Here is a 25,755-nt window from a genome sequence, read left to right as displayed (position 1 = left end):
ATGACTCATTTCGGCATTCATTTCGACAACGGCGCCGCCAGGCTCTCCAGGCGGTTGACCAGCCCGGGCTCCCAGTGCGACAACCCAAGGCGACTGGCCTCTTGCCACAAGTGTTGATAGTGCTGGCGCGCAAGCGCCTCCATGCCTTCCTGCGCCAACAGCTCCGCCTGCACCAGCAAGGCGTGGAAGCGATCTCTTGGCTCTTTCAACTGCGCAATCCGCTCATCGAGCAGGGCGAGCGCCGCCGCGACCCCCTGCTCGCCGTGGCGCTGGGCCACCTCCTCGGCCAGCCCCGCTTCGCCACTGCCCGCACTGCCCCCCTTGGCCGGTTGCAACCAGCGGCCGCACTCGGGGGAGAGAAACGGCGAGCCGTCGCTGAAGGCAAGCTCCCGCAGGGCCGGCAGGCGCTGCAGAAAAGTCCCGAGCTCCTCGGCGATCGCCTGGGCCACCGCCCCAAAGCCGAGCTTCTGGGCCACCTCGGCCGAGAGCCTGTGCCCCTCGAACCAGTAGGGCGCCAGGGTCAGACTCTGCTCGATGCGCTGCCAGAGCCCCTGATCAGGGGCGTTCATGGCGGCGCGGTACTCGTCCACCATGTCCGCCGACATGGGCGCCAACGGGGTTTTATTGCCCGCCCCGCTCATGGGGACCGCCGTGATCCCGGCCCAGACGGCGTGACGGCGCAGTCGATAGCCCACTGCCGCCTCGGGCTGACGCTCGATGAGGAGCTCAGCCACCTTGAGCTGGGTCTGGCGCCAGGCGCGATCGTTGGAACTGTCGACGTCGACGCCGGCACTGCCGCCACCGCCGCTGAGCACCATGGCGCCGGCACCGCTGGCGGCCGATGCCACCGAGGCCGGGGTGCCCGCTGCCGCCGCGCCGCTGCTCTGGGGCTGCCCGGCGGCATTGGCCTCGGCCTGTGCCACCTGCTGGCGCTGAGCCCGCTTCAGCCCCATCACCAGCGGGTCGAGCAGCTCTCCCTTGTCGGGACACTGCGCCAGCCAGACCCGCTCCAGCTGCTCGGCCTGGGCCAGCAACTGGGCCAGCTCGGCCGCCGAAGCGCTCTCGCAAATGCGCGGCAGGGCCCCTTCGAAGCGCTTGACGATCTGCACCATCAGCCGCTGCTTCTGGCTGGCATTGCCGGGCCAGGCCAGCAGCCAGTAAGCCTGGATCCAGGCCTCCAGCAGGCTGATCGCCGCCCCCAACGGGGTCACCTTGGCCGGATGCTGCAGGCAGCGCAGCAACTGGGCCAGCACCCGCATGTCCTTGGTGCGGCTCTCCAGCAGGCCGAGGCAGGCCTCGGCCACCGCATTGAGATCGACCTGGCTGTGAGCGAGGGATCCCAACTTGACCAGCTCGGTCTCCACGTAGTCCCAGCGCGGCTCGTCGGCCAGCACGGCGCCTCTTATCTGATCATCCGGCAGGCTGGTGAGCAGGCGCGCACACCAGGGGTGTTGATAGCTCATTGCCCCTCCTACCAGCGGCACTGCTGACGCAGCGGTGCCAGCGCCTCTTTCAGGCCGCTCAGGTCGACCCGCAAGAGGGCGCCGTTGTCGGCCCGCACCTGCAGCTCGCGATGGCCCTGCCAGCGCTTGAGCTCCTCGATGGCGGGCAGACCGCGGCCATATTCCAGCAACAGCCCCTGATCCCGGATAAACCAGCTCTGGGAGCCGGCACTCGGCTGACCATCCAGCTCGACCTGCACTTTCTCGCCGCTCCAGGGGCTGTCCAGCCGCAGCCGGATATGGGTGATGCTGTCGACGCAGCCGATGGCCAGGGTCGCCCCGCGCAGTGCCGGGCGAGTGAGGGTTTCACTGCCACGGCCGGCGTCGCTCTGCAACAGAAAGGGCGCGCTCGCTGGCGTGCGGGCCTGCTCCTGGGCCCAGATGGCCTGCCAGGCAGCCGACTTGGGGGCAGTCCCTTCGGCGGCACTGGTCACGCCATTGCCGATGGAGTCGTAGCAGGCGAGCCGTACCAGCGGCGAGGGCTCCTGCCGGCAGGCCTGCCAGCGCGCCATGTCCAGCGGGACCTCGGCCGCACTGGTGGCCAGCAGCAGCGGTAACAAGCCGAGGATACTCATCAGTTCACCTCCAGTTTCTGGCACTTGTGATCCAGGGTGCGCTTGGGAATGTTGAGGCTCTCGGCCACCAGCATCCGATTGCCCTGGAAGTGGCGCAGCCGCGCCTCGATGACGGAAGCCTCGTACTGCTGCATGGCCCGGCGCAGATCGCGGATGTGGTTGTAGTCGTCCATGGTGCCGGGCAACTCGACGCAGACCCGCTCGCGCAGCTCCGGCGGCAGCGCCTCCAGCCCCACCTCCTCCCCGTGACGGGTATGGGCACAGGCCACCTCCAGCAGGTTGCGCAGCTCGCGCACATTGCCGGGGAAGTCATAGGTCTGCAGCTGTTTCAAGAACTTGCGCTGCAGCCCCACCAGGGTCTTGCCATCCTGGGCGGCAAACTGGGCCATGAAGTGCTGGCACAGCAGCGGCACATCATCCATGTGCTCGCGCAAGGGGGCGATCAGCAGCAGGCACTGACAGAGACGGTGGTAGAGGTCGGCCCGAAACTGCCCCTCCTCCACATGGCGGGTGAGCGGCTGATGGGTAGCGGCGATGAGGCGAAAATCGGAGTGATACTCCTGCTCAGCCCCGAGTGGCCGGTAACTGCGGGTTTCCAGCACCCGCAGCAGCTTGGCCTGCATGGCGGCGGGCATGTCCCCCACCTCGTCCAGAAACAGGGTGCCACCGTTGGCCTGAGCCACCAGCCCGGTCTTGTTGGCAAGGGCGCCGGAGAAGGCCCCCTTCTGATAACCAAACAGCTCGCTCTCGATGAGGTTTTCCGGGATGGCGGCGCAGTTGATGGCGACAAAGGGCTTGTTGGCGCGATCGGAGCACTGGTGCACCAACCTTGCCACCACTTCCTTGCCACTGCCGGTCTCCCCCTGGATCAGTACGGTCAGCTTGTGCTGGCCGGCCTGGTTGATCTGCTCGCGCAGCCCGCGGATCACCGCAGACTGACCGACCAGCTGATCGCCGAGCAGCTTCTCGTGCTGACGCAGCCGCTCCCCCTCCCCCTTCATCTGGCGCAGGGAGTCGCGCAGTACCCCCTGATCCCGCCGACTGCGACCGAGATCGCGAATGAGGGTGAGCTGGTTGCAAAAGACCTGGGAGAGCTGGGCCAGCTCGGGGCCGTCGGCCCAGGCCCGCAGCACCTCCCCTTCATCCATCAGGGCCAGCACGGCAAACGGCTTGCCGTTGCCGTCCAGCAGCGGATACGCATGCAGCCCGCACTGCTGACCAAGGTTGGCCAACAGTGCGCGAAAACCGGCGTGCTCGATGCGGGCACCGCCGTAGAGGGAGTCCCAGGTACGGGACTGGGCCTTGTGCAGCACATAGGCAAGCGGGTGGGAAAAATCGTCCACCGCCAGCCCCAGCGCCACTTCCTTCCCCCTGACCCAGCCTTTGCATTCCAGCTGGCGGCCGCTCACATCCAGCATGCCGAGCAGCAGCCCCTTGGGCTGGAAGCTGGCATGGACGGTCGAGCTCCACCAGTGGCACAGGTGCGGCTCATCGCGCTGGGCGGTGAGGGCCAGGGCAAATGCGAGGGCTTGCTCCATACTCAAGCCCCCACCTCGGCCACAAACTGGTGATCGGCCACGGAAAAGTGGACGCGCTTGATAGGCTCACCGGCCGAGAGGCGCTGCAACAGTTGCAGGGAGACCGGCGGCAACAGGGCACCGTCGATGACGGATTCGAGCATGCGGGCACCGTTCTCGCTGCGATTGGCCCGCAGCAGGATCTCCTCGGCCACCTCGTCGTCCAGCACCACCTCGGCGCCGAAGCGCTCCTTGAGCAGCTTGACCAGCCGGTTGAGCTTGCCGCCCACGATCTGCACTAGCGTGTCGTGACCGAGCGGCAGATAGGGGATCACCTCCATGCGCGCCAGCAGCGCCGGTTTGAAGAAGGCGGCTAGCTCCGGATAGAGGGCATCCAGCAGCACGTCGGGCTGCTCGGCATGATCGACGATGGTCTGGAAACCGAGGTTGGAGGTGAGGAAGAAGACCACGTTCTTGCAGTCGATGATGCGCCCTTCCCCGTCCGCCAGCTCGCCCTTGTCGAACGCCTGATAGAAGAGGTTGAGCACATCCGGGTGCGCTTTTTCCACTTCATCCAGCAGCACCACCGAGTAGGGTTTCTGCCGAATAGCCTCGGTCAGCACGCCCCCCTCGCCGAAACCGACGTAGCCGGGCGGCGAGCCGATGAGACGGGAGACGGTGTGCTTCTCCTGATACTCGGACATGTTGATGGTGGTCAGGTACTGGCGGCCACCGAACATCAGCTCGGCAATCTGCAGCACGGTTTCGGTCTTGCCGACCCCGCTCGGCCCCACCAGCAGGAAAGCGCCGAGCGGGCGGCCGGGACGACGCAGGTCGGCGCGGGCGGTGAGAAGGTGCTTGTGCAGGTGGGCCACTGCCACATCCTGCCCCTTGATGAGCTCGCCGAGGTACTCCGGCAGGCGGGTTACCACGTCCAGCTCCCCCTGGGAGATGCGATTTAGGGGCACCCCGGTCCACTCGGCGATGACGGCGGCAATCTGGGTCTTGTCGACGTGGGCGGAGACCAGCACTTCTCCTTGCTGCAACTCGGCCAGCTCGCGCTCGAAGGTGGCCAGCTGCTCGGCAGCGGCCTGCGGATCGAGCGGCGCATCGGCGAGATCCAGTGCCTCTCTGGTCAGCATCTCATCCTGCTGATCGGCCAGCAGGGCTGCGCGCAGCTCGACAATCTGGTGCACCAGCCCCTGCTGCTGCTGCCACCGGGCCTCCTGCTCGGCCAGTTCTTCACGGCAAGCCTGCTGGGCCGCCTGCAACTCGGCCAGGCGCTCTGCGTTGTCACCAAGACCGATCAGGCTCTGGCGCTCCAGCTGACGGATCTCCAGCTCGCGCTGGCGCAGCGCATTTTGCAGGTGGCTGACCGCGCGCGGCGGGGTGGTGAGGTTGATGGCCACCCGGGCACAGGCGGTATCGAGCACGTCAATGGCCTTGTCCGGCAGCTGACGGCCGGAGATGTAACGGGCGGAGAGCTGGGCGGCGGCCTGCAGCGCCTCCTCGTCGATCAGCACCCCGTGGGCCTTCTCGTAGATGCTGCGCAGGCCGCGCAGGATCACAGTGGCCTCGTCGGCATCGGGTTCACCGACCTTCACCAGCTGGAAGCGGCGCGACAGGGCCGCATCTTTCTCCACGTATTTCTTGTACTCGCCCCAGGTGGTGGCGGCGATGGTGCGCAGCTCGCCCCGGGCCAGCGCCGGCTTGATGAGGTTGGAGACATCCAACCCGCCGGCCTGGTTGCCGGCCCCAATCAGGGTGTGCGCCTCGTCGATGAACAGGATGACAGGTTGCACGGCGTCCTTGACCTCCTGCATCACCCCCTTGAAGCGCTTCTCGAACTCCCCCTTGACCGAGGCGCCGGCCTGCATGGCACCGAGATCCAGGGTCATCAGCTCGACCCCGCGCAGCTTCTCAGGCACCTGGCCCGCCACCATGCGCAGGGCCAACCCCTCGATGAGGGCGCTCTTGCCGACCCCGGCCTCCCCCACCACGATGGGGTTGTTCTTGCGACGACGGGAGAGGATGTCGATCATCAGATCGATCTCGTGATCCCGGCAGAGCACGGGATCCAGGCTGCCCTGGCGGGCCTGTTCGGTCACGTTGACGGTAAAGCGGGCCAGCAGGCTGGCATCGGCCGGCAGGGCTGCCTGGGCCGTCTTGCCGCCGGGGGCGGTGGCAACTTGCGTCTCGGCAGACTCCTTGACCCACTCGTCGAACTGCTGGCGCAGCAGCTCGCGATTGACCTTGGCAAGCAAACGAGTCACCGAACCCGGCAGGTAGCGCTGGGGGGTCATCAGCAGCACCAGCAGCATGACGCCGCTGCGCAGCTGGGCATGTTGCAGCTCGGCGGAGGCGAGCAGCCAGCTGTCTTGCAGCCACTCCACCAGCATGGGCGAGAAGGAGGGGTAACCCTGGCCATAGCCGTTATCGGCAGCGGACGGTTGCAGCAGGGTCTTGAGCTCTTCCACCTCCACCTCGGCCACCTTCAGGATCTGGCGCACATCGCTCAGCGGGGTCTCCAGCATCTTCAGGAGCAGATGCTCGATGCGGATCTCAGCCCCCTGGTGATTGACGCAGAGGGCCGCAGCCTCTTCCAGCATGTGACGGCAGATGGGGTTGAGTCTTTCCACCAGTACCGGTAGCTCTATACGAATCAAGGCGTGCTCTCCTTAAGTATTTATTTTAATAATTCGCCCAGTTGACGCAGCACGTCCTGGGTCTGGTTATTGAGTTGGTGGTGATAGAGGCCAAAGATCAGCGCCAGGATCAGCGCGCCGCCCATGAACAGGCTGCGCAGGGATACCTGCTTGCGCAGCTGATAGCGGGAGGCCTGCTGGCCCAGATCGAGGTGAAACACGCTGGGCGCCTCGCCGCCGGCCTCGGGGGCCAACTGCTTGTGCAGCTGGCGCACGATGCGCTCGAACTCCCCTTGCCCCTTGCTCATCACCTTGTAACGCCCCTCGAAACCGAGGCACAGACAGAGGTAGATGAACTCCAGAATGTCGCGATAACGCACCGGGTCTTCCTGCAGGCGGGCCAGCAGCACGAACACCTTCTCGCCGCCCCAGGTCTCGTTGTGAAAGCGGGTCAGCAGGGAGTGCTCGGACCATTCGCTCTGGCTGCCCCAGTCGCGGCCCATCACGGCCTCGTCGATGAAGGTGCAGAGGATGTAGCGAAACGACAGCACCACCCCGTTCTCGTAGCCCTGGGCCATCAGCTCCTGTTCGATGGCCTGGATCTCGGTCACCACCCGCTGGTAGAGCTCGGGCACCCGGTCGTAGCGCGACAGCAGGCGTACCCGCTGCACCAGCCCCAGCAAAGGGGTCACCGCATCGATCATCGGGTTGATGCTCTGGCCACGCAGGCGGAACCAGTAGTCCGAATCCATGTCCAGCTGCTCGGCATGATCGAACAGCAGGTCGCTGAGTTGCTCGTTCTTGATAATGTCCGTGGTCATCTCTGCTTATTCCTTGGTGCGATCACTGGCTGCGAATGGCCCAGAGCTGCATGTCGAGCTCGGGGAAGTCGCCGGCGATATGGAAGGCAAGGGTGTTGCCCACCGCCAGCATCTGCCAGGCCGGGCTCTGCCGGTCGAGCTGGAAGTAGCTGTAACCGGCGTGATAGGGCAGCTGGCGTGGCGCCACCGGCAGCGGCAGCAGCGGAATGCCGGGCAGCTGCAGGCTGATGAGCTCGCGGATCTTGTCGCTGGAAGCCACCTTGGTCTGCTGCAGCAACTGCTTGCGCAGCTGCTCCTGCGGCATGCGGGCTCGCACCGCCAGCACGAAGTCGGCGCTGGTCATCAGCTCGCTCTCGTTCACCATGGCCACCATGATGCCGTACTGGTGCTTGCGCAGCTGGATGGAGACGGCACGCGGCGACAGCACGGTGCTGAGCGCCTGGCGCAGGGCCAGCATCACCGGCTCGAAGCTCACCTGCTGATCGTCGTGGCGATAGGCGGGGAACTCGGGTGGCAGGCGAGACTCGTCGGTAAAGGTCATCAGCTCGCCGCAGAGCTGCACCAGCGCCTCGTGCAGCCGCTCGGGGTGCAGGGTGCCAAGGCGCGCCAGATGGGAGAGCTGGGGCTGGGCCCGGTTGAGCAGTTGCAGCATCATGAACTCGGCCACGTCGGCCACCCCCTGCTGACCCGGCGCGGCGATACGCTGGGAGAGGCTGCGGGCCCGCTCGGCGACCAACCCGGCCGACTCACCGAGGAAGCGCTTGAGGGTCGGGATGGCGGAGACGCTGATGCTGCAGGGCATGAAGTTGGGATCCAGCACCAGGCCGCCGTCCGGACGCTTGTCCAGAATGCGGGCGATGGCCAAAGAGGCGTAGGCACTGCGATCCTCGCGCTCCAGCATCAGCCGCAGGCTGACCCGCCCCACTTCGAGGGAGACCACGTCCCCCCCTTCGCTGTGCAGATCGCGCACGTCGTGGCGATGGGCCTGCAACCGGGTGGCCACCTGGCCGCCCTGATTGACCTCGTTGACACCGCTCACCGAGAGCGGCAGCGCCAGATAGACCTTCTGGTTCGCCACCGAGGCGTCGGTGACTTCCAGCGGGGTCGGCAGCACGTCGTCATTGGGGATGTTGAACACGGTCCCGTCCGGCAGGATACCGGTGGCCCCCACCAGGGCGATGCGGCCAAAGCCCAGGTAATCCTCGTTGATGGCGAGCGACTGCAAGCCATAGAAATAGTCGGACAGCGCGCTCAGGCGAGCGTGCAGCGCGTAATCCGAATGTCTTTGTTGTTGCTGGAAGTGCTGGGGCTTGATGAACAGCCCCTCACGCCAGATAACCCGATTTCGACTCGACATGGTTATTCTTCTTCTTTTTGCAGTTCCACTTCATCCAGGCGCAGGTGCACCAGGATTTGATAAGCCGTTCCCTTGCTCTTGATCTTGATGACCTTGCGCCACTCGGCGCTGTCGGGGTCGGCGTAGCGTGCGATCACCCCGATGTAACGGGTCTTCTCGTCGAGCTTGATGGGGGGCAGGTATTTGAACTGGCCCGGCAGCAGGGTGTAGTCCTGATGGTCCAGGTAGTTCTTGCCAAGGGCCTTCTCCACGTTCGCGGTCACCTGGTCATAGTCGGTAGCGAGCAGCTTGGAATCCTCCGCCAGCAGCACCACCTGAAACTCGATGGGCGCCGCCTCCCCGCTCTCGTTGGGGTTGACGTCAGGCTCCGCCAGCAGGCTCAACCCCAGGGTTGTCGGTTGACTGTCATTGCTGCCCACCTGGATATCCGGGTTCATGGCCACATCGGCCATCTTGCCCATGGTGGTACAACCTGCCAGGGCCAGCAGCGCGGCGCCCAGCATCAGCGCACGTATCATCAAATCAGTCCCTGTTGCTGACGCACGGCCTGGTCATAGGCCTGGGCATACACCTGGTGAAACAGCTTGTCGAACCCCTGTTGGCGGGCGGAGGTGAGCTCGCGGTAGTAGTGCTGGTACATGTCCCAGGCCCAGCCTTCGTCGGCCGTGCCCGGTGCACCGCTGCGACGGTATTGCTCGAAGCGCCCCAGCAGCGCCTGCGGCGAAAACGCCTGCAGGATGCTGTCCAGCGCCGCGCCGATGGCCTGCTGGTTCGCCACGTGGTGGATGCGCACGTTGTGCAGGCTCTCGGCCACCGCCGCCGGTGCACTCAGGTGGACCGGGCTCTTCTGCTCGGCAAACAGCACCGCCAGGGTCTCGTCATAATCAAGGCCCAGACGCAGCGGGTTGTCCTCGATGGGGCGCAGATGCTTGTCCGCCAGCGCGGCCTGTTCGTTTTGCAGCTGCAGCAGCCCCTCCACCATGGCCCGCACCGTCTTGCCCATCTCTTCGAGCATGTCGTGGGCCTGCTGGGTGTCCTGCAGTTGCAAGGGTTGACCCAGGCCGCGCATCAGCGGGGTCAGGGCCACGTGGTCGACGCCGTCCAGCGACAGCTGATAATCGGGATGGTTCTCGATGGCGGGCATATCCAGAAATTCTTGGTTCATGGTGTTCTCGACAGCAGAAAAAGGGGCAAGAGGGGGGACGTCCACATCCGGTTGTGAACGCAGTGAAGCCTGCAGGCGAGCGTCCGCCAGCGGGCCATCCATCAACGGATTGGGCGCCCTGCGCTCCTGCTGCAATGCCAGCAAGGGATCGGCCGCCAGGGTACGCGGATCGTCAGCCGGCACGACCGGCTCATCGCTGGTCAGCCACTCGTCGAGCTGCTCGGTGGGGCGGTTGCCCAGCACCTGTTGCAGGCTCTGCTCGGGGGTGATGGCCCCCAGATAGGCGCGCAGCCGGAACGGGCCGACCACGAGCTCGTCCCCCTGCTCCAGATGCACCTTGCGGGCCCGCCCGATGGGCGAGGTGGCACCGTTGATATAGGTCTGGCCGCTCAGATCGCACAGGCAGAAGCGACCGTCGTTGAGCTCGATGCGGGCGTGGGCGGGCATGACGGCCCCCAGCCGGTCTCGCAGTTGCCAGTCATCCTGTTCGGAGGCCCCCAGGGTCCCCCCCATCTCGTCGAAGCGGTACTGCACCTGCTGGCTGCCGTCGAGCTGTTCGCTGTTGAGCACCACCAGGGAAAGTTGCTGGTTAAAATCGTCCACAGTTACTCCTGCACTGATTCCTGTAGTTAAATTTTCTGCGCTGCTGATTTCTGCACTTATTTCTGCACTTATTCCTGCACGCAGATGGTCACGAACGGATCACTCGGCGGCTGGCCGAGAAAGGTACTCCACCCCAGGCGGGCACTCTGCTCTTCACCCAACCTCAGCCCCCTCGCCTGCTCCTGGCCGAAACCCAGGCGCAGATCCCAGGCCAGCTGATCGCGCAGGATGAAGGAGACAAAGGTCACCAGGGCATGGAAGTGCTCCCCGTTCGGCAGAAACCCGAGGAACTGGCCAAAGCTCAGGTTGTTGATCTTCAACAAGAACTTGCCGGCACAGTCATTCACCTTGTCACCGATGACAAAATCGCTCCCCAGAGTGGCGCAGGCGCCGCCGAGGCGATTTTGCTGATCCTGATGAATAGGCACCTTGCGCCACTGCCAGGCGCTCACCTGCACATCGGCCAGATCGAAACAGTGGGCCACCAGACCGGCCACCACCTCGGGGGAGCGGCTGGGGCTGGCCAGCATGCCCGCATAGGAGAGCATCTTGGCCCGGTTGACCGGCAGGCTCTGACAGACCGCCTCGTTGCCAAGCCCCACCAGGGCGAACATCAGGCGGGAGAAGCCATCCTCGCCGTTGTCCTGAAACCGCACGTGGTAGCGATACTTGCGCCAGATCCGGTGCAGCAGGGTCAGCAGACGGTGGTGGAAGAAGTCCAGAAACAGGCCGAGCTTCTGCTCCCCCTGGGCGTACTCCCACGCCAGCGAATCGAGGTAATAACCGGGCATCGGCGACTGACTGCCGTGCAGGCCGAGGAAGGCCACCTCCAGCTCGTGGCGACCCTGTCCATCCCGGCCAATCTGCAGCACGTCGCTGGTGGGAAACCCCAGAGAGGCGGTCGCCTTGAAGCGGATGTTCTCGTCACCGGGCAGGTAGTCGAGCCCCCGCTCCTGATCGGCGCCATCGAGCCGGTTGAGCAGCTCAACCAGCTGGAAGAAGTTGAAGCGGGGCGCCTCCCGGGCGGCGCTCACATCAGGGAGTGCTGACCGATCTGGACTGGCCATTGGTAGCGCTCCTTGTTGTCGAGATTGACCACCTCAAGCAGGTGGAAGGCGTTGACGCTGGCATAGAGCGAGAAGAAGTGGGCCAGCACGGTACTGAACAGATAGAGCTCCCCTTCGCTGCCAAAGGCGGACTGGCGGATGGAGAGCACCGACTTGAGCCCCCGCACCGGCATGCCGCGCACCAGCCGATCCACCGGCTTGGTCTCGATCTCTTCAATCCCTGCCAGCCGCTTGCGCGAAGCCTGCTCGGCCTGCTTGTCGTGCAGCGCCGGAAAATCGTAGGTACGCAGCACCTGCACCAGGGCATCGCGGCGCAGCAGGGAGACATAGTTGAGCGACAGGTTGGAAATCAGCGTCCAGTGCAGACTGCCGTCCAGCGCCGGGCGCAGCGGCCGGGTCGGCCGGATAAGGTTGCGGAAGGTGGCAAAGGAGGGCGAGCTGCCGGTCGGCACGCAGACGCTGCCCACCTTGAGACGGGCGGCGCGAGAGCGGTTGGTGCAGGTGAGCGTCACCGAGATGGATTCATCCAGTTCGACCGTGGTGGTTTCATCCCCGCGCACGAACGAGAGGCTGTGCTCGAACCCATCTCCGCTCACCGCCTCCTTGACCCGCACCCGGTAGTAGAGCGCCAGCCGCTGCTTGGCCCGCTCGATCTGGTGCTGGAAGCTCTCGAATGGCTGATAGATACGCGGCGTACCGCGGGAGCGGCCGAGGTTTCCCTCGACCCAGCCCTCCACCTGATCCACCGAGAAGATCTCGAAGCTGTCGGCATGGCGATAGCTCGCCTTGAGGGGATACTCCGCCTGACGGCCATTGAGGTTGACCGGCTCGCTATCGTGCTGGAACAGGTTGATGGCCGGCACACAGTTGAGCATGAAGGAGTCGGGCCGGATCTTGAGCTCCGCCGGCAGCGGCCGGTCGAAGCAGAAGTGCACCTTGAATTCACTCACCGGCAACGGCTGTTTGGGCCACTCGCCACCGGAGAGCTCGAAGAAGAGGAAGCTTTCCGGGAAGCAGAAGTACTCCTGCAGGATCCGGTAGCCGGAATAGACGTTGTTCGGATAGGGCAAGAGCGCGTCATCGCGCTCGAAGCCGACCGACTTGAGGGCCTTGGCCTCCTGGCGAAAGCGCTTGCCGTCTATCTCAAGCTCGATATGGGAGAGCTGGTTGGAGAGCCAGAAGTAGAGCTCATAGGCGGTGTAGCTGTCGCCACCGAGGAAAAAGCGCAGCTTGTCCAGCTGCAGCTCGCTGAGCGGCAGAGGGGCATGCAGGGCGATATCCAGCGAAATGGTGGAGAGATCGTTGCCGCTCTGGGCAGCAATATGACGGATATCGGCCGGATAGACCCAGGTATCGTGACAGGTCTGGAAATGACAGGTCACCTCGTCCAGGGGCAGACTGTCGAGCTGACAGCCTTGCCTGACCAGCGCCGGCTGGGCGATGGCGCCCGGAATGACCGAAAACTGCATGATGGTCATGCTGGGCACGGGACGCAGGTAGTTGGGCCAGAGCATGTTGAGCAGACCGTGGGTCAGCTCGGGAAACTCATCCTCAATCTTGGCGCGCAGGTTGCTCGTGAGGAAGGCGAAGCCTTCCAGCAGGCGCTCCACGTCCGGATCGGTGTTCTGCTCCGACAGAAAGCGGGTGAGCTCGGGATAGGCGTCGGCAAATTCGCGCCCTTGCAGGCGCAAAAAAGCCAGTTCATCCCTGAAGTAATGTTCCAGCGACATTGATCAGACCATGCGGTAGTGACGGTGACTGTCCATATGGACGTTGAACGAGGTAACTTGCTCGATATGCTCCAGCCGCACATGGGCCGTCACCTGAAACGACATCTCAAGCGGACTCGCCTGATAGTCGGGTGAACGAACATCCACATGGATGATCCGTGGTTCATAACGACGGATGCATTGCCGGATCGCCTCCCGGATCCGCCCCTTGATATCCGCACTGCCCTGAGTGGCATCATTGAGATCAATGACCCCCAGATCGGGTGCACTGCGGCAATTGCCGGGACGGGTGTTGAGGATCTGGTCGAGCTGCCGTTTGACAGAGTCGACCAGTTCATCAACTTCCGAACGAGGGGAGGAGCCAAGCCCCTCCCCCCGGATGCGATCAAACAGGCTGGCCGCATTTCCTCTATCCCAGGAAGAGAGATGCGGCATCGGGCCTTATTCCTTGTCCAGTCGACCTACCAGAGAGAGCTCGAAGCTCGCCCCCATGTACTTGAAGTGCGGGCGCACGGCCATGGCAACCTGGTACCAGCCCGGCTCCCCTTCCACATCCAGCACCTTGATCTGGGCGGCGCGCAGCGGACGACGGCTACGTACGTCTGCCGGCGGGTTTTCCTGATCGGCAACGTACTGCTTGATCCAGCCATTCAGCTCGCGTTCCAGATCCTGACGCTCCTTCCAGGAGCCGATCTGCTCGCGCTGCAGCACTTTGATGTAGTGCGCCAGGCGGTTGATGATGAACATGTAGGGCAGCTGGGTACCCAGCTTGTAGTTGGTTTCCGCTTCTTTGCCTTCCTTGGTGTTCGGGAACACCTTGGGTTTTTGCACCGAGTTGGCGGAGAAGAAGGCGGCGTTGTCGCTGTCCTTGCGCATGGTCAGGGTGATGAAACCCTCTTCCGACAGCTCGTATTCGCGACGGTCGGTGATGAGCACCTCGGTCGGGATCTTCGCCTGCAGCTGACCCATGGCCTCGTAGACGTGCACCGGCAGGTCGTGGATGGCACCACCGCTCTGCGGGCCTATGATGTTCGGGCACCAGCGATACTTGGCGAAACTGTCGGTCAGGGAAGTACCCATCAGGTAGGCGGTGTTGCCCCACAGATAGTGGTCGTGATCCGAGCTGATGTCTTCCTGATAGTTGAAGCCCTTGATGGGGTTTTCGGTCGGGTCGTAGGGCAGACGCGCCAGGAAGCGCGGTGCGGTCAGCCCCAGATAACGGGCATCTTCCGACTCACGCAGGGAGCGCCACTTGGTGTAGGCAGGCCCTTCGAAAACCGATTTCAGATCCTTGATGGAAGGCAGATCGGTAAAGCTGTCGACGCCGAAGAAGGCTGGTGCGACGGAAGAGATAAACGGCGCATGGGCCATGGCACCCACCGCACTGACGTATTGCATCAGCTTGATGTCGGGTGAGCTGTGGGTAAAGGCGTAATCACCGATCACGGCGCCGACGGGCTGGCCACCGAACTGACCGTAGCCAGTCGAGTAGACATGCTTGTAGAGGCCGGACTGGGTGATTTCGGGCGAGAACTCAAAATCTTCCAGCAGCTCTTCCTTGGTGGCATGCAGCACCTGGATCTTGATGTTCTCGCGAAAATCGGTGCGATCCACCAAGAGCTTCAGGGAGCGCCAGGAGGACTCCATCTCCTGCAGCTCTTTGGCATGCAGGATGACGTCCATCTGCTTGCTGAGCTTCTTGTCGAGCTCGACAATCATGCTGTCCACCAGCGCCTTGTTGACTGGCTCGCTGGTGGTACCGCTGTCCAGAATGTTGGCGATCAGGGCTGCAACCCCCTGCTTGGCAACGCTGTAACCTTCATCCACCGGGGTGATACGAGCCTGCGCCATGATTTCGTCCAGCAAGGACGAGGAGGCGGCACCCGCCCCCGCTTGAACCTGTTCTTCGACCAAAGACATGTTTGTTCCTTTCTCGTTCAGTCAATCCAACCCGGCGATCACTCGGCAGGCTTAATCAAATCCAGCTCCTTGAGCAGCTGCTCACGAGCGTCATCACTGGACAGCAGATCCTGCAAACGATTGCGGAAGGCGGGGATATTGCCCAGCGGCCCCTTCAGGGCAACCAAGGCCTCGCGCAGTTCCAGCAGCTTGCGCAGCTCGGGCACTTGCTGTGCCACGCTGTCAGGGGTGAAGTCTTCCAGAGACTGGATCTTGATCGAAACCGGCAGCTCATCCTGGCTGTTTTCTTCCAGACGATTGGGAACGGAAAACTTCAGTTCCAGCGCGGATTCTTTCATGACAGACGAGAAGTTATTCTTGTCGATGGAGACGGTCTGACGCTCCTCGATCGGAGTGTCTTCAGTACGGCCCTTCATATTGCCGACCACCATCATGGTCAACGGAAGCTCTATTTCCGCCTGCTGACCACCGGTTGCCGGTACATATTTGATGTTGATACGTTCTTTGGGCGCAACAGTGCCGCCGTCAATTCCTTTTCCCATGCTCTAAATACCAAGTTAAGGGTCAACCAAGACCCTAAAGCTTATAGCCAACGCCCTTGCCAACAACTGTCAAAAATGACAGTTGACTGAACCACCGATGGATTCAGTGAGAAGTTCATCAGCTGACGATGCGTCTCCGATATACCAAAGCAGAAGCTCTAATAACCAAAAACGCAGTATGCATCTTGTTATCTATACAATCCGATTTTGCCTCTACTCTTTGTTAGAGGTCATATTGGCCTAAGAGCCATTTGCGCCGCATGGTATATGCGTGTGGCACAGATAGTCAATTGATTATTTATCAACGAAGAGGAAATGAAATATAAAAGTAAAGTAAAAACAGACGGTTACAATCAAATCAAGACAGTCGCATGTGACTCTTGAAACTAGACCTCACTCTCGGAAAAATAGATTCCAGAGTCAATAAATTTGAATGTTAGTGATCCATACATCTCACCATGAGCCAGTGCGACAAAGATGGTCGCGACCAGAAAAAACATGTAACAAAAAATGACAATTCAAGAACAAAAAATCCCTTCATCATGCAAAACAATGAAGGGACTGAAGAACATAATATGCACGATGATGTCACCAGGATAAGGTGGCTTATATCAAGCGCTCTGGGTCATCGACCGTTCAGGTAGATTGTAAACTCATCATTGTTGACAAAAAAAATAGACTAACTGTTCAATTTCTTCCCTTGGAAAAGCGCTACAAACCAATGCTGAGCAAGTTTTTGCCCTGCGCTCTTCTCTTTTTCAGTCATACCTTTTTCAAGCTCGTCACGTGCTTCAGAAGCCTCACTATTTCCATCCGTGGCAGCAAGCAGATACCACGCATAAGCATGCAGTCTATTGCGTGGAGCTCCCAACCCCTGCTCTCGCATCATGCCCATGCGGTATTGGGCTGATCGGTGCAGGGCATTGGCGGCCAGCCGATACTGTTTAAGCGCCTGCGGGTAGTCTTCCTTGCCGCCCAATCCCAGCCGTAGCATCTCGCCATAGGCATAGTGAGCATCGACGTTGCCCTGTGCTGCTGCCAAAGCAAAATACTGGCGCGCTGTGACGAGATCCCCTTGCTCTTGCTGCCATTGCGCCAATGCTAGCTGGGCTTCGCTGAATCCCCCTTCTGCGGCACGTGTCAACCAATGTTCTCGCGCGGCGCTATCGCTCTGTTGCAGGCTCAATTGATATTCGGCCTCGTGGGAACCACTGCCTGCTGCCAGCTCCAGCCAATAACGGCCAAGCGCAAGATCCTGGGCAACCAGATCACCGACCAGGTAGGCTTGTCCCAACCACAGCTGAGCCGATACAGCCCCCGCATTGGCAGCTCGCTGATAGAGGCCGAATGCCTCTTCAGATGGCGCCTTGCGCGCCAGAACCAACAAAGCATCCGGCTGTTGCTGAGCGGCGGCTTTCTCATACCAGCGCAGGGCAAGATCAGGGCGTTTGCTCACCCCTTTCCCCTGTTCATAGCGAGCGCCAAGCTGGAATTGGGCATCACGATTACCTTGTTCGGCGGCTTTCTCCAGCCACTTGACGGCATCTTCATCAGCCCCCGCCTGACCTGCATACCACTGCCCCAGAGCCAACTGGGCATTCGCATGATCGCGCTTGGCAGCTTGTTCGAACCAGTCAAGGCACTCACTGGCCAGCTTGCCCTTGTGCCGTTGCCGGCAGTCCTGACCCAGTTGATAGCTGGCCTCCGAATTGCCCAACTTGGCGGAGCGCTGCCACCACTGCTTGGCCAGTACAGGATTTTTAGGTTCTCCCAACCCCGCCTGATACCAACTTCCCACCTGTAGCGCAGCCTTGCTCCTAATATCGGCATCCGCCGCCAGCGGACCGACTTTATCGGCAGCCTGCTTCATCCAGCGCATCGCCTCGGGATAATCCGGCTTGGCCGCCAGACGGTTGGCTAGCTCATATTGCGCCTTACCCTGGCCCTGCTGGGCAGCTTGAGTCAATTCTGACTCAGAGACATTTACTGGCGATACTGAACAACCAAACATTAACAATGAAACCGCACACAGTAAGTTATTTTTTTTCATAAATAATGCTATGTAATCCATCAATATCCAAAAATAATTTCACACACCACTATTAATAGCTAGCAACTAAAAACCTGTCGGTGTAAAAACCCGCCATTGTGCATACAAACGGAAATAACAGTTAATTAATACTGAGACTAGTCTATAATAATTCACGTTGAGACTATACACTCACTATTAATACATAACTCCCCACGCAGAGATATTCTTTCCCCCACTGACAAACCAGTTGACTTCTCAAATGAAACAGAAACTACGCCTAATAAATCATTACTAATTAAAAATAAGTCATCTTCAACTCTCTCAATACAAACCCCACTCAGTATAGTACTTGGCGAACGAACAATCGGCTGCTCAAACATCACATCCAAATTTCGCAACAACACCGCATACTCAATATTAAATGAATTATCTTTTATAGTTGCATTTAATATCTCAGTATCAACACATGGTACATCAGCATATTTATTGAAGACTGTTGTCGTACAATATATAACTAAACCACCAAGGATAATTTCTAGTTCTCTTTCATACCCTAGAGCGTTGGCTGCTATAATTTTCATTGCATTTTCCCAAAAGACTTTGGATCACTAGGCATCATCGATTGTATTTTTCCATGTCGTAACACAACAACAACACCTTTCGCCTCTTTCTGTGCACCAGGCCTAAAATATATTTTTTTATCATCAGGCAATACTTTTTCAACACCAGATGAAACAACACTTTTGGCCGACTTAGTGAAAGCTTCAAAACCTTCTACAGATGGACTAAACGTCCCCTCTGGCAAACCAAGTCGCTGCTCAAGAGACGGTATTCTTTCCGGATATTTATCCCAATAATCTACAAAGTGCTTGACGCCTTGGTTGGTTCCATCAGGCAGTGTTCCCCACTCTTTTGCTGAGTCACTCTTAGCTATTGCATCCTTCACTCCAGGACAAACCATCTGGATATTTTGAAGTCCTAACGGGTCAACCCAACCTATAGGATTAGGGGCATACTGATAGTTATTCAGCCCACCGGCCAAGCCTATCGGGTCGGGGGTGATAAATCTACCCGTACCGGGCTGATAGTAGCGGTGGCGGTTATAGTGAAGTCCCGTCTCGGCGTCAAAATACTGCCCCTGGAAACGCAAGGGCGTGGCCACCTCGGCGATCTCTTCGCGCCAGACATTGCCATAGGCTCGATAGCGCACCTGCCAGGCGGTAGTCCCGCTTGTGCGGGTCAGTGCCAATGGTGTACCAAGGTGGTCAAGCTGGTAATGGAATACCTCGGCCTTCTGCCCTTCCCCTTCCAGTTGTGCCAAGGGTTTGAAACTGCCTGGTTCATAGATAAAGCTGCGGTACTGCTCGTCAGTACGGCGCTGATCATCACCGAGCTGATAACTGCTCTCGGCAATCAGGTTGTTGGCCTGCCACAAGAATTCGGTGACCTGCCCGCCTTTTGCTCCACTCACCGTCTTGCGAATGCGACGACCAAAGGCATCGTAGTCATAACATGCGTTGCTGCCATCGGGCAGCTCGGCCCTCACCAGTTGATGCTGACAGTCGTAGTGATAGCGGGTCACCAGTTGCTGGCCCTTGCCGCGCCGCTCTACTGCCAATCGGCCAAATTCGTCGTACTCGAAGTGACGATCCCCACTCAACAGCAGCCGGTTCCCCTGGGTACGGGCACCATCGAACTGACCACCCGAGCTTTCACCCAGGAGGTTGCCGGCAGGGTCATGCAGGAAGCGCTCGGTCAACTCGCCCCGCACCTCCAGCAAGCGGTCCAGCGGATCGTAGCGGTAGTGCACTTCTCCCTGCACACTGTCATCAATACGTAGCAGGTTGCCCGTTGCGTCATAACCGTAACGCCGCTCGCGGGAGACCTGTTTGCCCCGCTGCAGACGCAATGCCGTCAGGCGCCCCTGCTCGTCATATTCATACTGCTGAGTGAGCGCCCCTTGCTGCCTGCGCAGCTCAAGCCCACCCACCACTTGGTGGCGCGTGAGCTCGGCGCCGTTGAGATCAATTCCGCCAAGCGCGCCGTGCTGATAGTGATAGCCAAGCTGGTTGCCGTCAGGCAGCTGCCAATGTGACCGCCGCCCCATGGCATCGTATTGGAAATAGCTTGAGGCCCACCCCTGATGCTCCGCCAGCAGATGGCCGGCGCTATCGTAGTCAAATGCCAGGGGCCAGACACCATCATCGACCCGGATGAGCTGACCGTGGGAGTCGTACTCAAAGGCGAACTCGCGGCCATCTGGCAGGGATTTTGTCAACAAGCGCCCCATGGGGTCGCGCTCATAGCGAGTGACCAGTTCGGTCTCCTGCTTGCCGAACTCCACCTTTTCGCTCAGACGTCCGTTGAGGTCATAACGATAGGCAGTGGTGCGCCCATCAAAACCGGTTTCCCGTGCCACCAGCCCGTTGGGATGGTAGTGGATACGATGCTGTTCCCCATGCTCGTTCTCAATCTCGCTGAGGAAGAGCTTGGCGTTGTCATAGCGGTATTTGAGCTCGCTGCCATCTGGGTTGATGCGCCGACTCACCAGATGCAGACCGGGGTGATATTCAAAACGTGTCTCACGTCCCTGCTCGTCCCACTGCGCCGTTACCTTGCCATAGGCGTTGTACTCATAGCGGCGAATGCCGCCTCCGGGCAAATGAACGGTACTCAGACGATCGGCCGCGTCCCATTCATAGCGTGTGATTGCGCCACGCGGGTCTTGCCGCACGATCTGGCGGCCCCGCTCATCATAGCGCCAACGGCTTATCCCGCCATCGACCCCTTTCTCTTCGATCAACTGGCCTAGGCGGTTCCACACCAGCTCGGTGCGGCTCCCGTCTGGGTGAACCACAGCGCAGAGCTTGCCCTGGGGGGTATAGTCATAACGGGTTTCGCTCCCCAGAGGATCCCGCCTGGCAATCAGATCGCCTTGCAGGTTGTGCTCGAAACGCCATTCGCGCTCCCCCTGCACTATCTTGCGAACCCGGCCATCCCAGTATTGATAGGCAGTTTGAGTGCCATCGGGAGCCACTGCGAGGGCCAACAGCCCCTCTTCGTCATAGTGATAATGGGTCTCGGCACCCAGCGGATCACGGACCAGCACTTTCTGCCCTTTGGCATTGTAGGCAGACTCGGCAATGGCACCATCCGGATCTCTCTGGCGAACAAGACGCGCCTGACTGTCGTGCTGATACACCTCCTGACTGCCATCGGCATTGATGACCGTCACCTCGCCCTTGTCATCATCCCAGTCATAGATGACATCAAAACCCGCCACATCGCTCCAGTGACGGATGGCTCGGGCGGCCTTACCCTCCCCTTCCCACTCCCAGAAGAAGGCGGCACCGCCAGCCAGACGGCGCTCCACAATGACCCCATCATCACGATAGCGATATTGCTCGCACTCCCCGGCCCCATTCTCGGCCGCCACCAGGTGACCATGGTCATCGTAGTGGTAGCGTTGCAGCGTGGCCTGGGACTGCCAGGCAATGCCATCAAAGCGCTGCAACTCGAGCGCCATGATGTGGTCGCCCTCATAGGTGAGACGAAGGGCCAGCCCCCCTTCGTTTTCCACCCAGGCGGGGCGTCCTTGACGGTCCGCACGCACCGTCAGTCGATTGCCATAGGGATCGGAAAAACCGGTCAGCCGCCCGCTGTCGCCATGCCAAGTGAAATGCAGGAATGGTGAACCGGCCTTGGCTACGATGACCTCATCAGTCTCGTCACCGAGGTAGACCGCCGCCTCCGACAGCAGGTTGGTCGCCATGGGTCTGGCCACCGATGGCAATGGCAGCTCCGTTGCCAGGGACTCCTCATCCCACCAGGTCAGGGTATCGCCGTGACGTTCAAGCCGGTGCGCAAGGGCATGAGTCCAGCCGATCCCCATGCCGCAGGATTGCGAGACGGCGGACGTGCGATAGAGGCGCCCAAAGACAAAGGACAGCAAACCGGGCAGTTCGCCATCTTGCAGGGCCAGCAGTTCTTCCCCGGTCACCATGGAGACCGGGCAGTTGTTTTTGCAGGTTTTGGCTTCAGGTTGATGGGGGCGATTGGCCGGGGTAACTGCCTGTTTGGAGGCATCCGGAGTCTTGTTCACCTGCTTGATCTCGGTGTGCCCCTGGAACCGGCGTTTGGCCGCCGTTCCTTTTTCCACCAACGTTTTGGCATTGCCATCGACCAACTTGAGATCCGCTTTTTTGGCCGGGCTCAACGGTGCAGCCCCCGCGACCAGTACCTTCTTCGCCTTCTGGGCGTGCTGGGCCAAATTGTGCTTTTTGGAGAGATTGACCAAGGAGGTGACTAGCCGCATTACCCGGTCACTGTTCTTGGCCATGGAAGCAGCCTTGGCACCATAACGCGCCGCGAGGCCAGCCCCTCCAGTCAGTACCACACCGATGATCACATCAATCAGCACCGACGAAATCACCTGAGCACCAAACTCGGTTTGCTGATCAGGGGGTAACATCTTGACCCAGCACACCAAGGCATAGGCATAAAGATAAAGCAGCGCTTCATCTTGCAGTACTAGCATGGCAGCTTCCATCTGGGAGGCCCCAGCCTTGGCCATGGCCGCTGCGTCCACTCCGAAGGCGGCCAGCTTTTTGGCGTTGCCTACCGGATCGGCCAGCAGGTTGTAGATGGTTTTAAGATCGTCCCACACCCCGACCAGTGCCTTGCCGATACCGCTTGCTGCCGCAAGAGCATGGCTGCCAAACCCACCACCAGTACCGCTGTAACGAGCCCAGGCAGCCTTGTGCTCACTGTTCCACTCCTTGGTAAGCCATGCCTCCAGGTCTTTTTGAACGGGAACATAAGAGGTGAACAAGGTATCCAGATCGCTCTTCTTCACATTGGGGTAGAAGGTAACCCGATAGGACTTGCCCGGGGTTAGCTTACCGACCTCGGCAATGCCCTTGCCATCCAGGGTTCCCTCCTTGGCTACCGCCTCGCTGACAAATCGTCCGCGCACCAGTTTCCCCGCCTCCACCTTGTACGGGGTATTGCCGATGGGAATAAAACGTACGGATTCAAACAGATGAACCAGACGTAAGGTGCCGCTTAGCGGGCATTGCGTCACCACGGACTGCGTCTTCTTGCTGCTGGACGATGCCGTGATGGTCTTGTCGCCCACCTTGATGGTCTGCTCCATGTCCATGCTGAGCATGTCGCCCAGAAAGAAACTCTCGGCATCCTTGCGATAGGCATTCAGAACGTTGCGATAATCGGCGATCACTTCGTTGAAGACGGCCTGGCCGGCATTGCTCATGCTTGAACCTCATTGATCAGCGCCGCTTCCAGCGCCGGAAATAGATCGATATCAGGGGATGAATGACGGGAGACAAAGCGAGCGACCTTGCAGCGCAGGTTCGCCTCGGGAAATGACCAGTAGAGCTGACCGTTTTGATCCGCCAACTGCTGCATCAGGTTGTTGACGAGGGGACCGGTATCCTGCCTCGCCAATGTCGCGGCAATGGCGGGGGGCAGCTCCCACCAGGGAAAAGGGCGCGCAGCACGCGGCTCCGTAAGCTCCCATGAGAATGCACTCCCAAGACACCACAAGCTCCTCATCTCAGGCAGCAGTGCAGTCACACCATCACCAAGCTGATTGACAATGCTCGACAGGTACTTCCCATCCCAATAACGAAAGAAGACCGCTTCTCCCTGATGCCAAACCTGGGTCAGTCCCTGCAGATGAGCATAAAGGGAATCGATAGACTGATCGCTTGCAACGAGCCAACCCCAGTCATGCGCATCCGTCGTCTCTGCCCAATCGATGAATGGGCTGTCTTTGTCGAGCGCCACCAGATAGGGCATCACAGACAACCAGTCATGGTAAGGGGTGCCCAGATACAACCCTCGTGGTGTTTCTCGACCATCTAGCTGGTAATAATGCTGCAAAGGCGCCGCGTCACTCGCCGCCGCCAATAGGGTGTAAAGGGGAGCAGATTGCATCTGCACCCATTCCTTCAGCGCTGTGGTCTCAAATTCCACAACCACTCTCCTTGCATTTTTCGCACTCTTCGCAGAAAGGGGCGGCACTCTTCATGGTGGCCAGTTGGGCAGGGCTAAGCGGTACCTTGGGTATAGGGGGTACACTGACTCCCAAGGGCCCTAGTGGCGATTTTCCAGCCCACCCAGTTCCCGAGCCGGCGCTGCCACCCGAATTCATCTTGATGGTGGGGCCGACCAGGGTGACACCGCCGCCATCAACCTTGATAAAGCAGCCACCGACCTTGACGGTAATTTCAGAACCCGCTTCCAGCACCACCTTGGCACCGGCTTTTACGTGCACTTCCTGCCCCGCCAAGGTGAGCCAGCTCTGACCGAGTTTTTGATGCATGGATGTATCGACACTCAGCGAGTAGTCGGCTTTTATCTGGTCCCGCTTCTCACCCTCTACCGTCAGGTGGTCATTGGCCTTGATGCGGGACACCCGCTCATTGTCGATATCGGTGTGCTGGTCGTGCTTGATGTGCCAGGCAGCATCGTTCTCGATAAGCACGTTCAGGTCTTTCTGACCGTGGATGTAAATCTCTTCCTGCCCCGTCTGGTCTTCAAAGCGCAGCTCGTTGAAGCCCTCACCCTGGTGGGTTTCGGTGCGCAGCACGGTGCGGGTCTTGTTGGCCGGCAACTCGTAGGGCGGCCGGTTGGTAGCGTGGTAGGTGCGACCGGTGATGATGGGCTGGTCGGGGTCCCCCTCCAGGAAACTCACGATGACCTCGTGGCCGATACGCGGGATGGCCATCATGCCGTACTGACCGCCGGCCCAACCCTGGGAGACTCGCACCCAGCAGGAGCTCTGGTCGTTGGCGCTGCCATATCTATCCCACGGGAATTGCAGCTTGACCCGGCCATGTTCGTCGCAGTAAATCTCCTCCCCCTCGGGGCCGACCACCACGGCGATTTGCGGACCGTCCACCATGGGCTTGTGAGGGGCCTGTGGGCTGCCGATGCGCGCCCGCCAGCTGGTGCTGGCTTTGACCACATCAAATTCGTTGTGGTAGACGGTCGGGCCGCTGCCGCCTTCTTCCTCCAGCGCCTGCGGCTGCAAGCCGGTGTGGCTGATGCGCACGATTTGCCAGTCGGTATTGAGGCTGCCGTTGGGGTGTTCGGTGAGTGAGAAGGTCTGACCCGGCAGCAAAGCCGCGCAGTTGGATTTGCCACTGCCGGCTACCGCATCGTTGCGCAGCGCATCCAAGCGGTGCTGGGCAAAGGCCTTGCCGCTGCCATCCTGCTTGTAGCGGCCCGGGAAATCGAAGTGCTGGTAGGTATCCTGTTGATGCTCGAGCTCTGCGCCCTGCTTTTTGTGAGAGAGGCCATAAGCCGGGGTCTTGAAGCTGTAGTCCTTGAGCTCTACATCTGACGGGCGCACCGCCTCGCGGTAGTGGAACTGGCGGACATAGGGGCCTTGCTCGAGGGAACGGTTGCCGAGGTTGAAGAAGAGCTCGGGGCCAGCGGTCAGGGCGGCTGCGTCGTCGGCAAACACGATGCGGTGCTTGCCCGCTTCAAACTCGTGGAAATAGAACATCCCCTCTTCGGCGGCGAGGCGGTTCACGAAATCGAGGTCGGTTTCCCGGTACTGAACGCAGTACTCCCGCTTGGCGTGCTCGTTTTTCAGGGCGAAGGCGTAATCGGTGATGCCGTGCTCTTGCAACAGGATGGAGAGGATTTCGTCGGGCTTCTGTGCCTGGAATATGCGGGAGTTCTGGCGCAAAGAGAGTCGCCACAGGGCCGGCTGCACCAGCAGCTGATAGCGGGTGCGGCGAAAACCGCTGTCCCCTTGCGCGAAGTCACTGACCACCCCGCACACCCAGCGCTGCAGCTCGCCGTTGTACCACACCAGCAGCTCGCACGGCTGGTCCAGCACGGCGCCAAAGTCGATGTCGGGCTGGGCACTCGCCAGCTCAAGGCGCAGGTTGAACGGGCGGTTGAGCGCTTCATCCAGCGCAAACTTGGCCACCACGAAGGTGCTCTCGGGCAGTGCCCCCACCTTGACGGTAAATTGTAATCCTGTGCTGTCTGCCATCGCTGAGCGCCTCTGAGATGTCGTGTAGCCCCATCAGGCGGGGCACTGCAAGCCGGGTGAGAGATCCGCCATCGCCCCGGTTTTTCTGACACCATGGCTACCGCACGCCCTTGACGGCGTGCGGCAAGACGTAAACCCGGATTTTTTCTTGTACCCGCTCACACCAGGCAAACGGACATAAGAAAAATGGGGGGAAACTAGCTGACTCGGTTGAAAGCAACGGGCTAAGCGTTAAGAAAACAAGGGG

Annotated in this window: 18 protein-coding genes; all 18 read right to left on the bottom strand. The window is 60.5% G+C overall.

Going from position 1 to position 25,755, the window contains the following annotated elements:
- Positions 1–17: 17 nt before the first annotated feature.
- Positions 18–1,463, bottom strand: coding sequence for a type VI secretion system protein TssA (gene tssA, locus QLG02_RS19700; protein ID WP_282465956.1), 1,446 nt, complete (start codon positions 1,461–1,463; stop codon positions 18–20).
- Positions 1,464–1,471: 8 nt separating this feature from the next.
- Complete coding sequence (gene vasI / locus QLG02_RS19695) at positions 1,472–2,077, bottom strand: type VI secretion system-associated protein VasI (protein WP_282465955.1); 606 nt, start codon at positions 2,075–2,077, stop codon at positions 1,472–1,474.
- Positions 2,077–3,615 (bottom strand): sigma-54-dependent transcriptional regulator VasH, encoded by a 1,539-nt coding sequence (gene vasH / locus QLG02_RS19690; RefSeq protein WP_282465954.1) that lies wholly within the window; start codon positions 3,613–3,615, stop codon positions 2,077–2,079. The genes vasI and vasH overlap by 1 nt, the downstream gene beginning before the upstream one ends.
- Before the next feature lie 2 nt (positions 3,616–3,617).
- Positions 3,618–6,260, bottom strand: a complete 2,643-nt coding sequence (gene tssH, locus QLG02_RS19685) for a type VI secretion system ATPase TssH (protein ID WP_139705828.1) — start codon at positions 6,258–6,260, stop codon at positions 3,618–3,620.
- A gap of 20 nt (positions 6,261–6,280) precedes the next feature.
- Positions 6,281–7,060, bottom strand: coding sequence for a type IVB secretion system protein IcmH/DotU (gene icmH, locus QLG02_RS19680; RefSeq protein ID WP_010634228.1), 780 nt, complete (start codon positions 7,058–7,060; stop codon positions 6,281–6,283).
- A gap of 22 nt (positions 7,061–7,082) precedes the next feature.
- Positions 7,083–8,417 (bottom strand): type VI secretion system baseplate subunit TssK, encoded by a 1,335-nt coding sequence (gene tssK, locus QLG02_RS19675; RefSeq protein ID WP_029301183.1) that lies wholly within the window; start codon positions 8,415–8,417, stop codon positions 7,083–7,085.
- 2 nt (positions 8,418–8,419) lie between these two features.
- Positions 8,420–8,935 carry a type VI secretion system lipoprotein TssJ gene (tssJ, locus tag QLG02_RS19670; RefSeq protein ID WP_282465953.1) on the bottom strand — a complete coding sequence of 172 codons (516 nt, stop codon included), beginning with the start codon at positions 8,933–8,935 and terminating at the stop codon, positions 8,420–8,422.
- A complete protein-coding gene (tagH, locus tag QLG02_RS19665) occupies positions 8,935–10,185 on the bottom strand; it encodes a type VI secretion system-associated FHA domain protein TagH (RefSeq protein WP_263308576.1) in 1,251 nt (416 codons plus the stop codon). The genes tssJ and tagH overlap by 1 nt, the downstream gene beginning before the upstream one ends.
- A 68-nt stretch (positions 10,186–10,253) precedes the next feature.
- Positions 10,254–11,252, bottom strand: coding sequence for a type VI secretion system baseplate subunit TssG (gene tssG / locus QLG02_RS19660; protein ID WP_029301185.1), 999 nt, complete (start codon positions 11,250–11,252; stop codon positions 10,254–10,256).
- The gene (gene tssF / locus QLG02_RS19655; RefSeq protein WP_282465952.1) at positions 11,216–12,982 is read right to left on the bottom strand and encodes a type VI secretion system baseplate subunit TssF; all 1,767 of its coding nucleotides are present in this window, start codon (positions 12,980–12,982) and stop codon (positions 11,216–11,218) included. Before tssF ends, tssG begins: the two co-directional genes overlap by 37 nt.
- A gap of 3 nt (positions 12,983–12,985) precedes the next feature.
- Positions 12,986–13,417 carry a type VI secretion system baseplate subunit TssE gene (gene tssE, locus QLG02_RS19650; RefSeq protein ID WP_005299981.1) on the bottom strand — a complete coding sequence of 144 codons (432 nt, stop codon included), beginning with the start codon at positions 13,415–13,417 and terminating at the stop codon, positions 12,986–12,988.
- 6 nt (positions 13,418–13,423) lie between these two features.
- Entirely contained in the window at positions 13,424–14,902 is a 1,479-nt protein-coding gene (gene tssC / locus QLG02_RS19645; RefSeq protein ID WP_017411069.1) for a type VI secretion system contractile sheath large subunit, read from the bottom strand.
- A gap of 38 nt (positions 14,903–14,940) precedes the next feature.
- Positions 14,941–15,444, bottom strand: coding sequence for a type VI secretion system contractile sheath small subunit (gene tssB / locus QLG02_RS19640; protein ID WP_005299975.1), 504 nt, complete (start codon positions 15,442–15,444; stop codon positions 14,941–14,943).
- Positions 15,445–16,123: 679 nt separating this feature from the next.
- Positions 16,124–17,455, bottom strand: coding sequence for a hypothetical protein (locus QLG02_RS19635; protein ID WP_282465979.1), 1,332 nt, complete (start codon positions 17,453–17,455; stop codon positions 16,124–16,126).
- A 191-nt stretch (positions 17,456–17,646) separates the two neighbouring features.
- Positions 17,647–18,057: a hypothetical protein gene (locus QLG02_RS19630; RefSeq protein WP_282465951.1), complete on the bottom strand. Its 411-nt coding sequence runs from the start codon at positions 18,055–18,057 to the stop codon at positions 17,647–17,649.
- Positions 18,054–22,748, bottom strand: a complete 4,695-nt coding sequence (locus tag QLG02_RS19625) for an RHS repeat-associated core domain-containing protein (protein ID WP_282465950.1) — start codon at positions 22,746–22,748, stop codon at positions 18,054–18,056. The genes QLG02_RS19630 and QLG02_RS19625 overlap by 4 nt, the downstream gene beginning before the upstream one ends.
- Positions 22,745–23,473, bottom strand: a complete 729-nt coding sequence (locus QLG02_RS19620) for a DUF4123 domain-containing protein (RefSeq protein ID WP_282465949.1) — start codon at positions 23,471–23,473, stop codon at positions 22,745–22,747. Before QLG02_RS19620 ends, QLG02_RS19625 begins: the two co-directional genes overlap by 4 nt.
- Positions 23,463–25,508: a type VI secretion system tip protein TssI/VgrG gene (tssI, locus tag QLG02_RS19615; RefSeq protein WP_282465948.1), complete on the bottom strand. Its 2,046-nt coding sequence runs from the start codon at positions 25,506–25,508 to the stop codon at positions 23,463–23,465. The genes QLG02_RS19620 and tssI overlap by 11 nt, the downstream gene beginning before the upstream one ends.
- Positions 25,509–25,755: the final 247 nt, after the last annotated feature.

The organism is Aeromonas sp. V90_14 (genome assembly GCF_029967615.1).
GTDB classification, from domain to species: domain Bacteria; phylum Pseudomonadota; class Gammaproteobacteria; order Enterobacterales; family Aeromonadaceae; genus Aeromonas; species Aeromonas hydrophila.
This window is presented reverse-complemented; position numbering and strand designations above follow the sequence as displayed.

What these genes read in the sequence shown, in the direction of transcription:
- tssA (WP_282465956.1), bottom strand. Translation starts at nt 1,463, where the DNA reads ATGAGCTATCAACACCCCTGGTGTGCGCGCCTGCTCACCAGCCTGCCG.
- vasI (WP_282465955.1), bottom strand. Translation starts at nt 2,077, where the DNA reads ATGAGTATCCTCGGCTTGTTACCGCTGCTGCTGGCCACCAGTGCGGCC.
- vasH (WP_282465954.1), bottom strand. Translation starts at nt 3,615, where the DNA reads ATGGAGCAAGCCCTCGCATTTGCCCTGGCCCTCACCGCCCAGCGCGAT.
- icmH (WP_010634228.1), bottom strand. Translation starts at nt 7,060, where the DNA reads ATGACCACGGACATTATCAAGAACGAGCAACTCAGCGACCTGCTGTTC.
- tssK (WP_029301183.1), bottom strand. Translation starts at nt 8,417, where the DNA reads ATGTCGAGTCGAAATCGGGTTATCTGGCGTGAGGGGCTGTTCATCAAG.
- tssJ (WP_282465953.1), bottom strand. Translation starts at nt 8,935, where the DNA reads ATGATACGTGCGCTGATGCTGGGCGCCGCGCTGCTGGCCCTGGCAGGT.
- tssG (WP_029301185.1), bottom strand. Translation starts at nt 11,252, where the DNA reads ATGGCCAGTCCAGATCGGTCAGCACTCCCTGATGTGAGCGCCGCCCGG.
- tssF (WP_282465952.1), bottom strand. Translation starts at nt 12,982, where the DNA reads ATGTCGCTGGAACATTACTTCAGGGATGAACTGGCTTTTTTGCGCCTG.
- tssE (WP_005299981.1), bottom strand. Translation starts at nt 13,417, where the DNA reads ATGCCGCATCTCTCTTCCTGGGATAGAGGAAATGCGGCCAGCCTGTTT.
- tssC (WP_017411069.1), bottom strand. Translation starts at nt 14,902, where the DNA reads ATGTCTTTGGTCGAAGAACAGGTTCAAGCGGGGGCGGGTGCCGCCTCC.
- tssB (WP_005299975.1), bottom strand. Translation starts at nt 15,444, where the DNA reads ATGGGAAAAGGAATTGACGGCGGCACTGTTGCGCCCAAAGAACGTATC.
- QLG02_RS19635 (WP_282465979.1), bottom strand. Translation starts at nt 17,455, where the DNA reads ATGTTTGGTTGTTCAGTATCGCCAGTAAATGTCTCTGAGTCAGAATTG.
- QLG02_RS19630 (WP_282465951.1), bottom strand. Translation starts at nt 18,057, where the DNA reads ATGAAAATTATAGCAGCCAACGCTCTAGGGTATGAAAGAGAACTAGAA.
- QLG02_RS19625 (WP_282465950.1), bottom strand. Translation starts at nt 22,748, where the DNA reads ATGAGCAATGCCGGCCAGGCCGTCTTCAACGAAGTGATCGCCGATTAT.
- tssI (WP_282465948.1), bottom strand. Translation starts at nt 25,508, where the DNA reads ATGGCAGACAGCACAGGATTACAATTTACCGTCAAGGTGGGGGCACTG.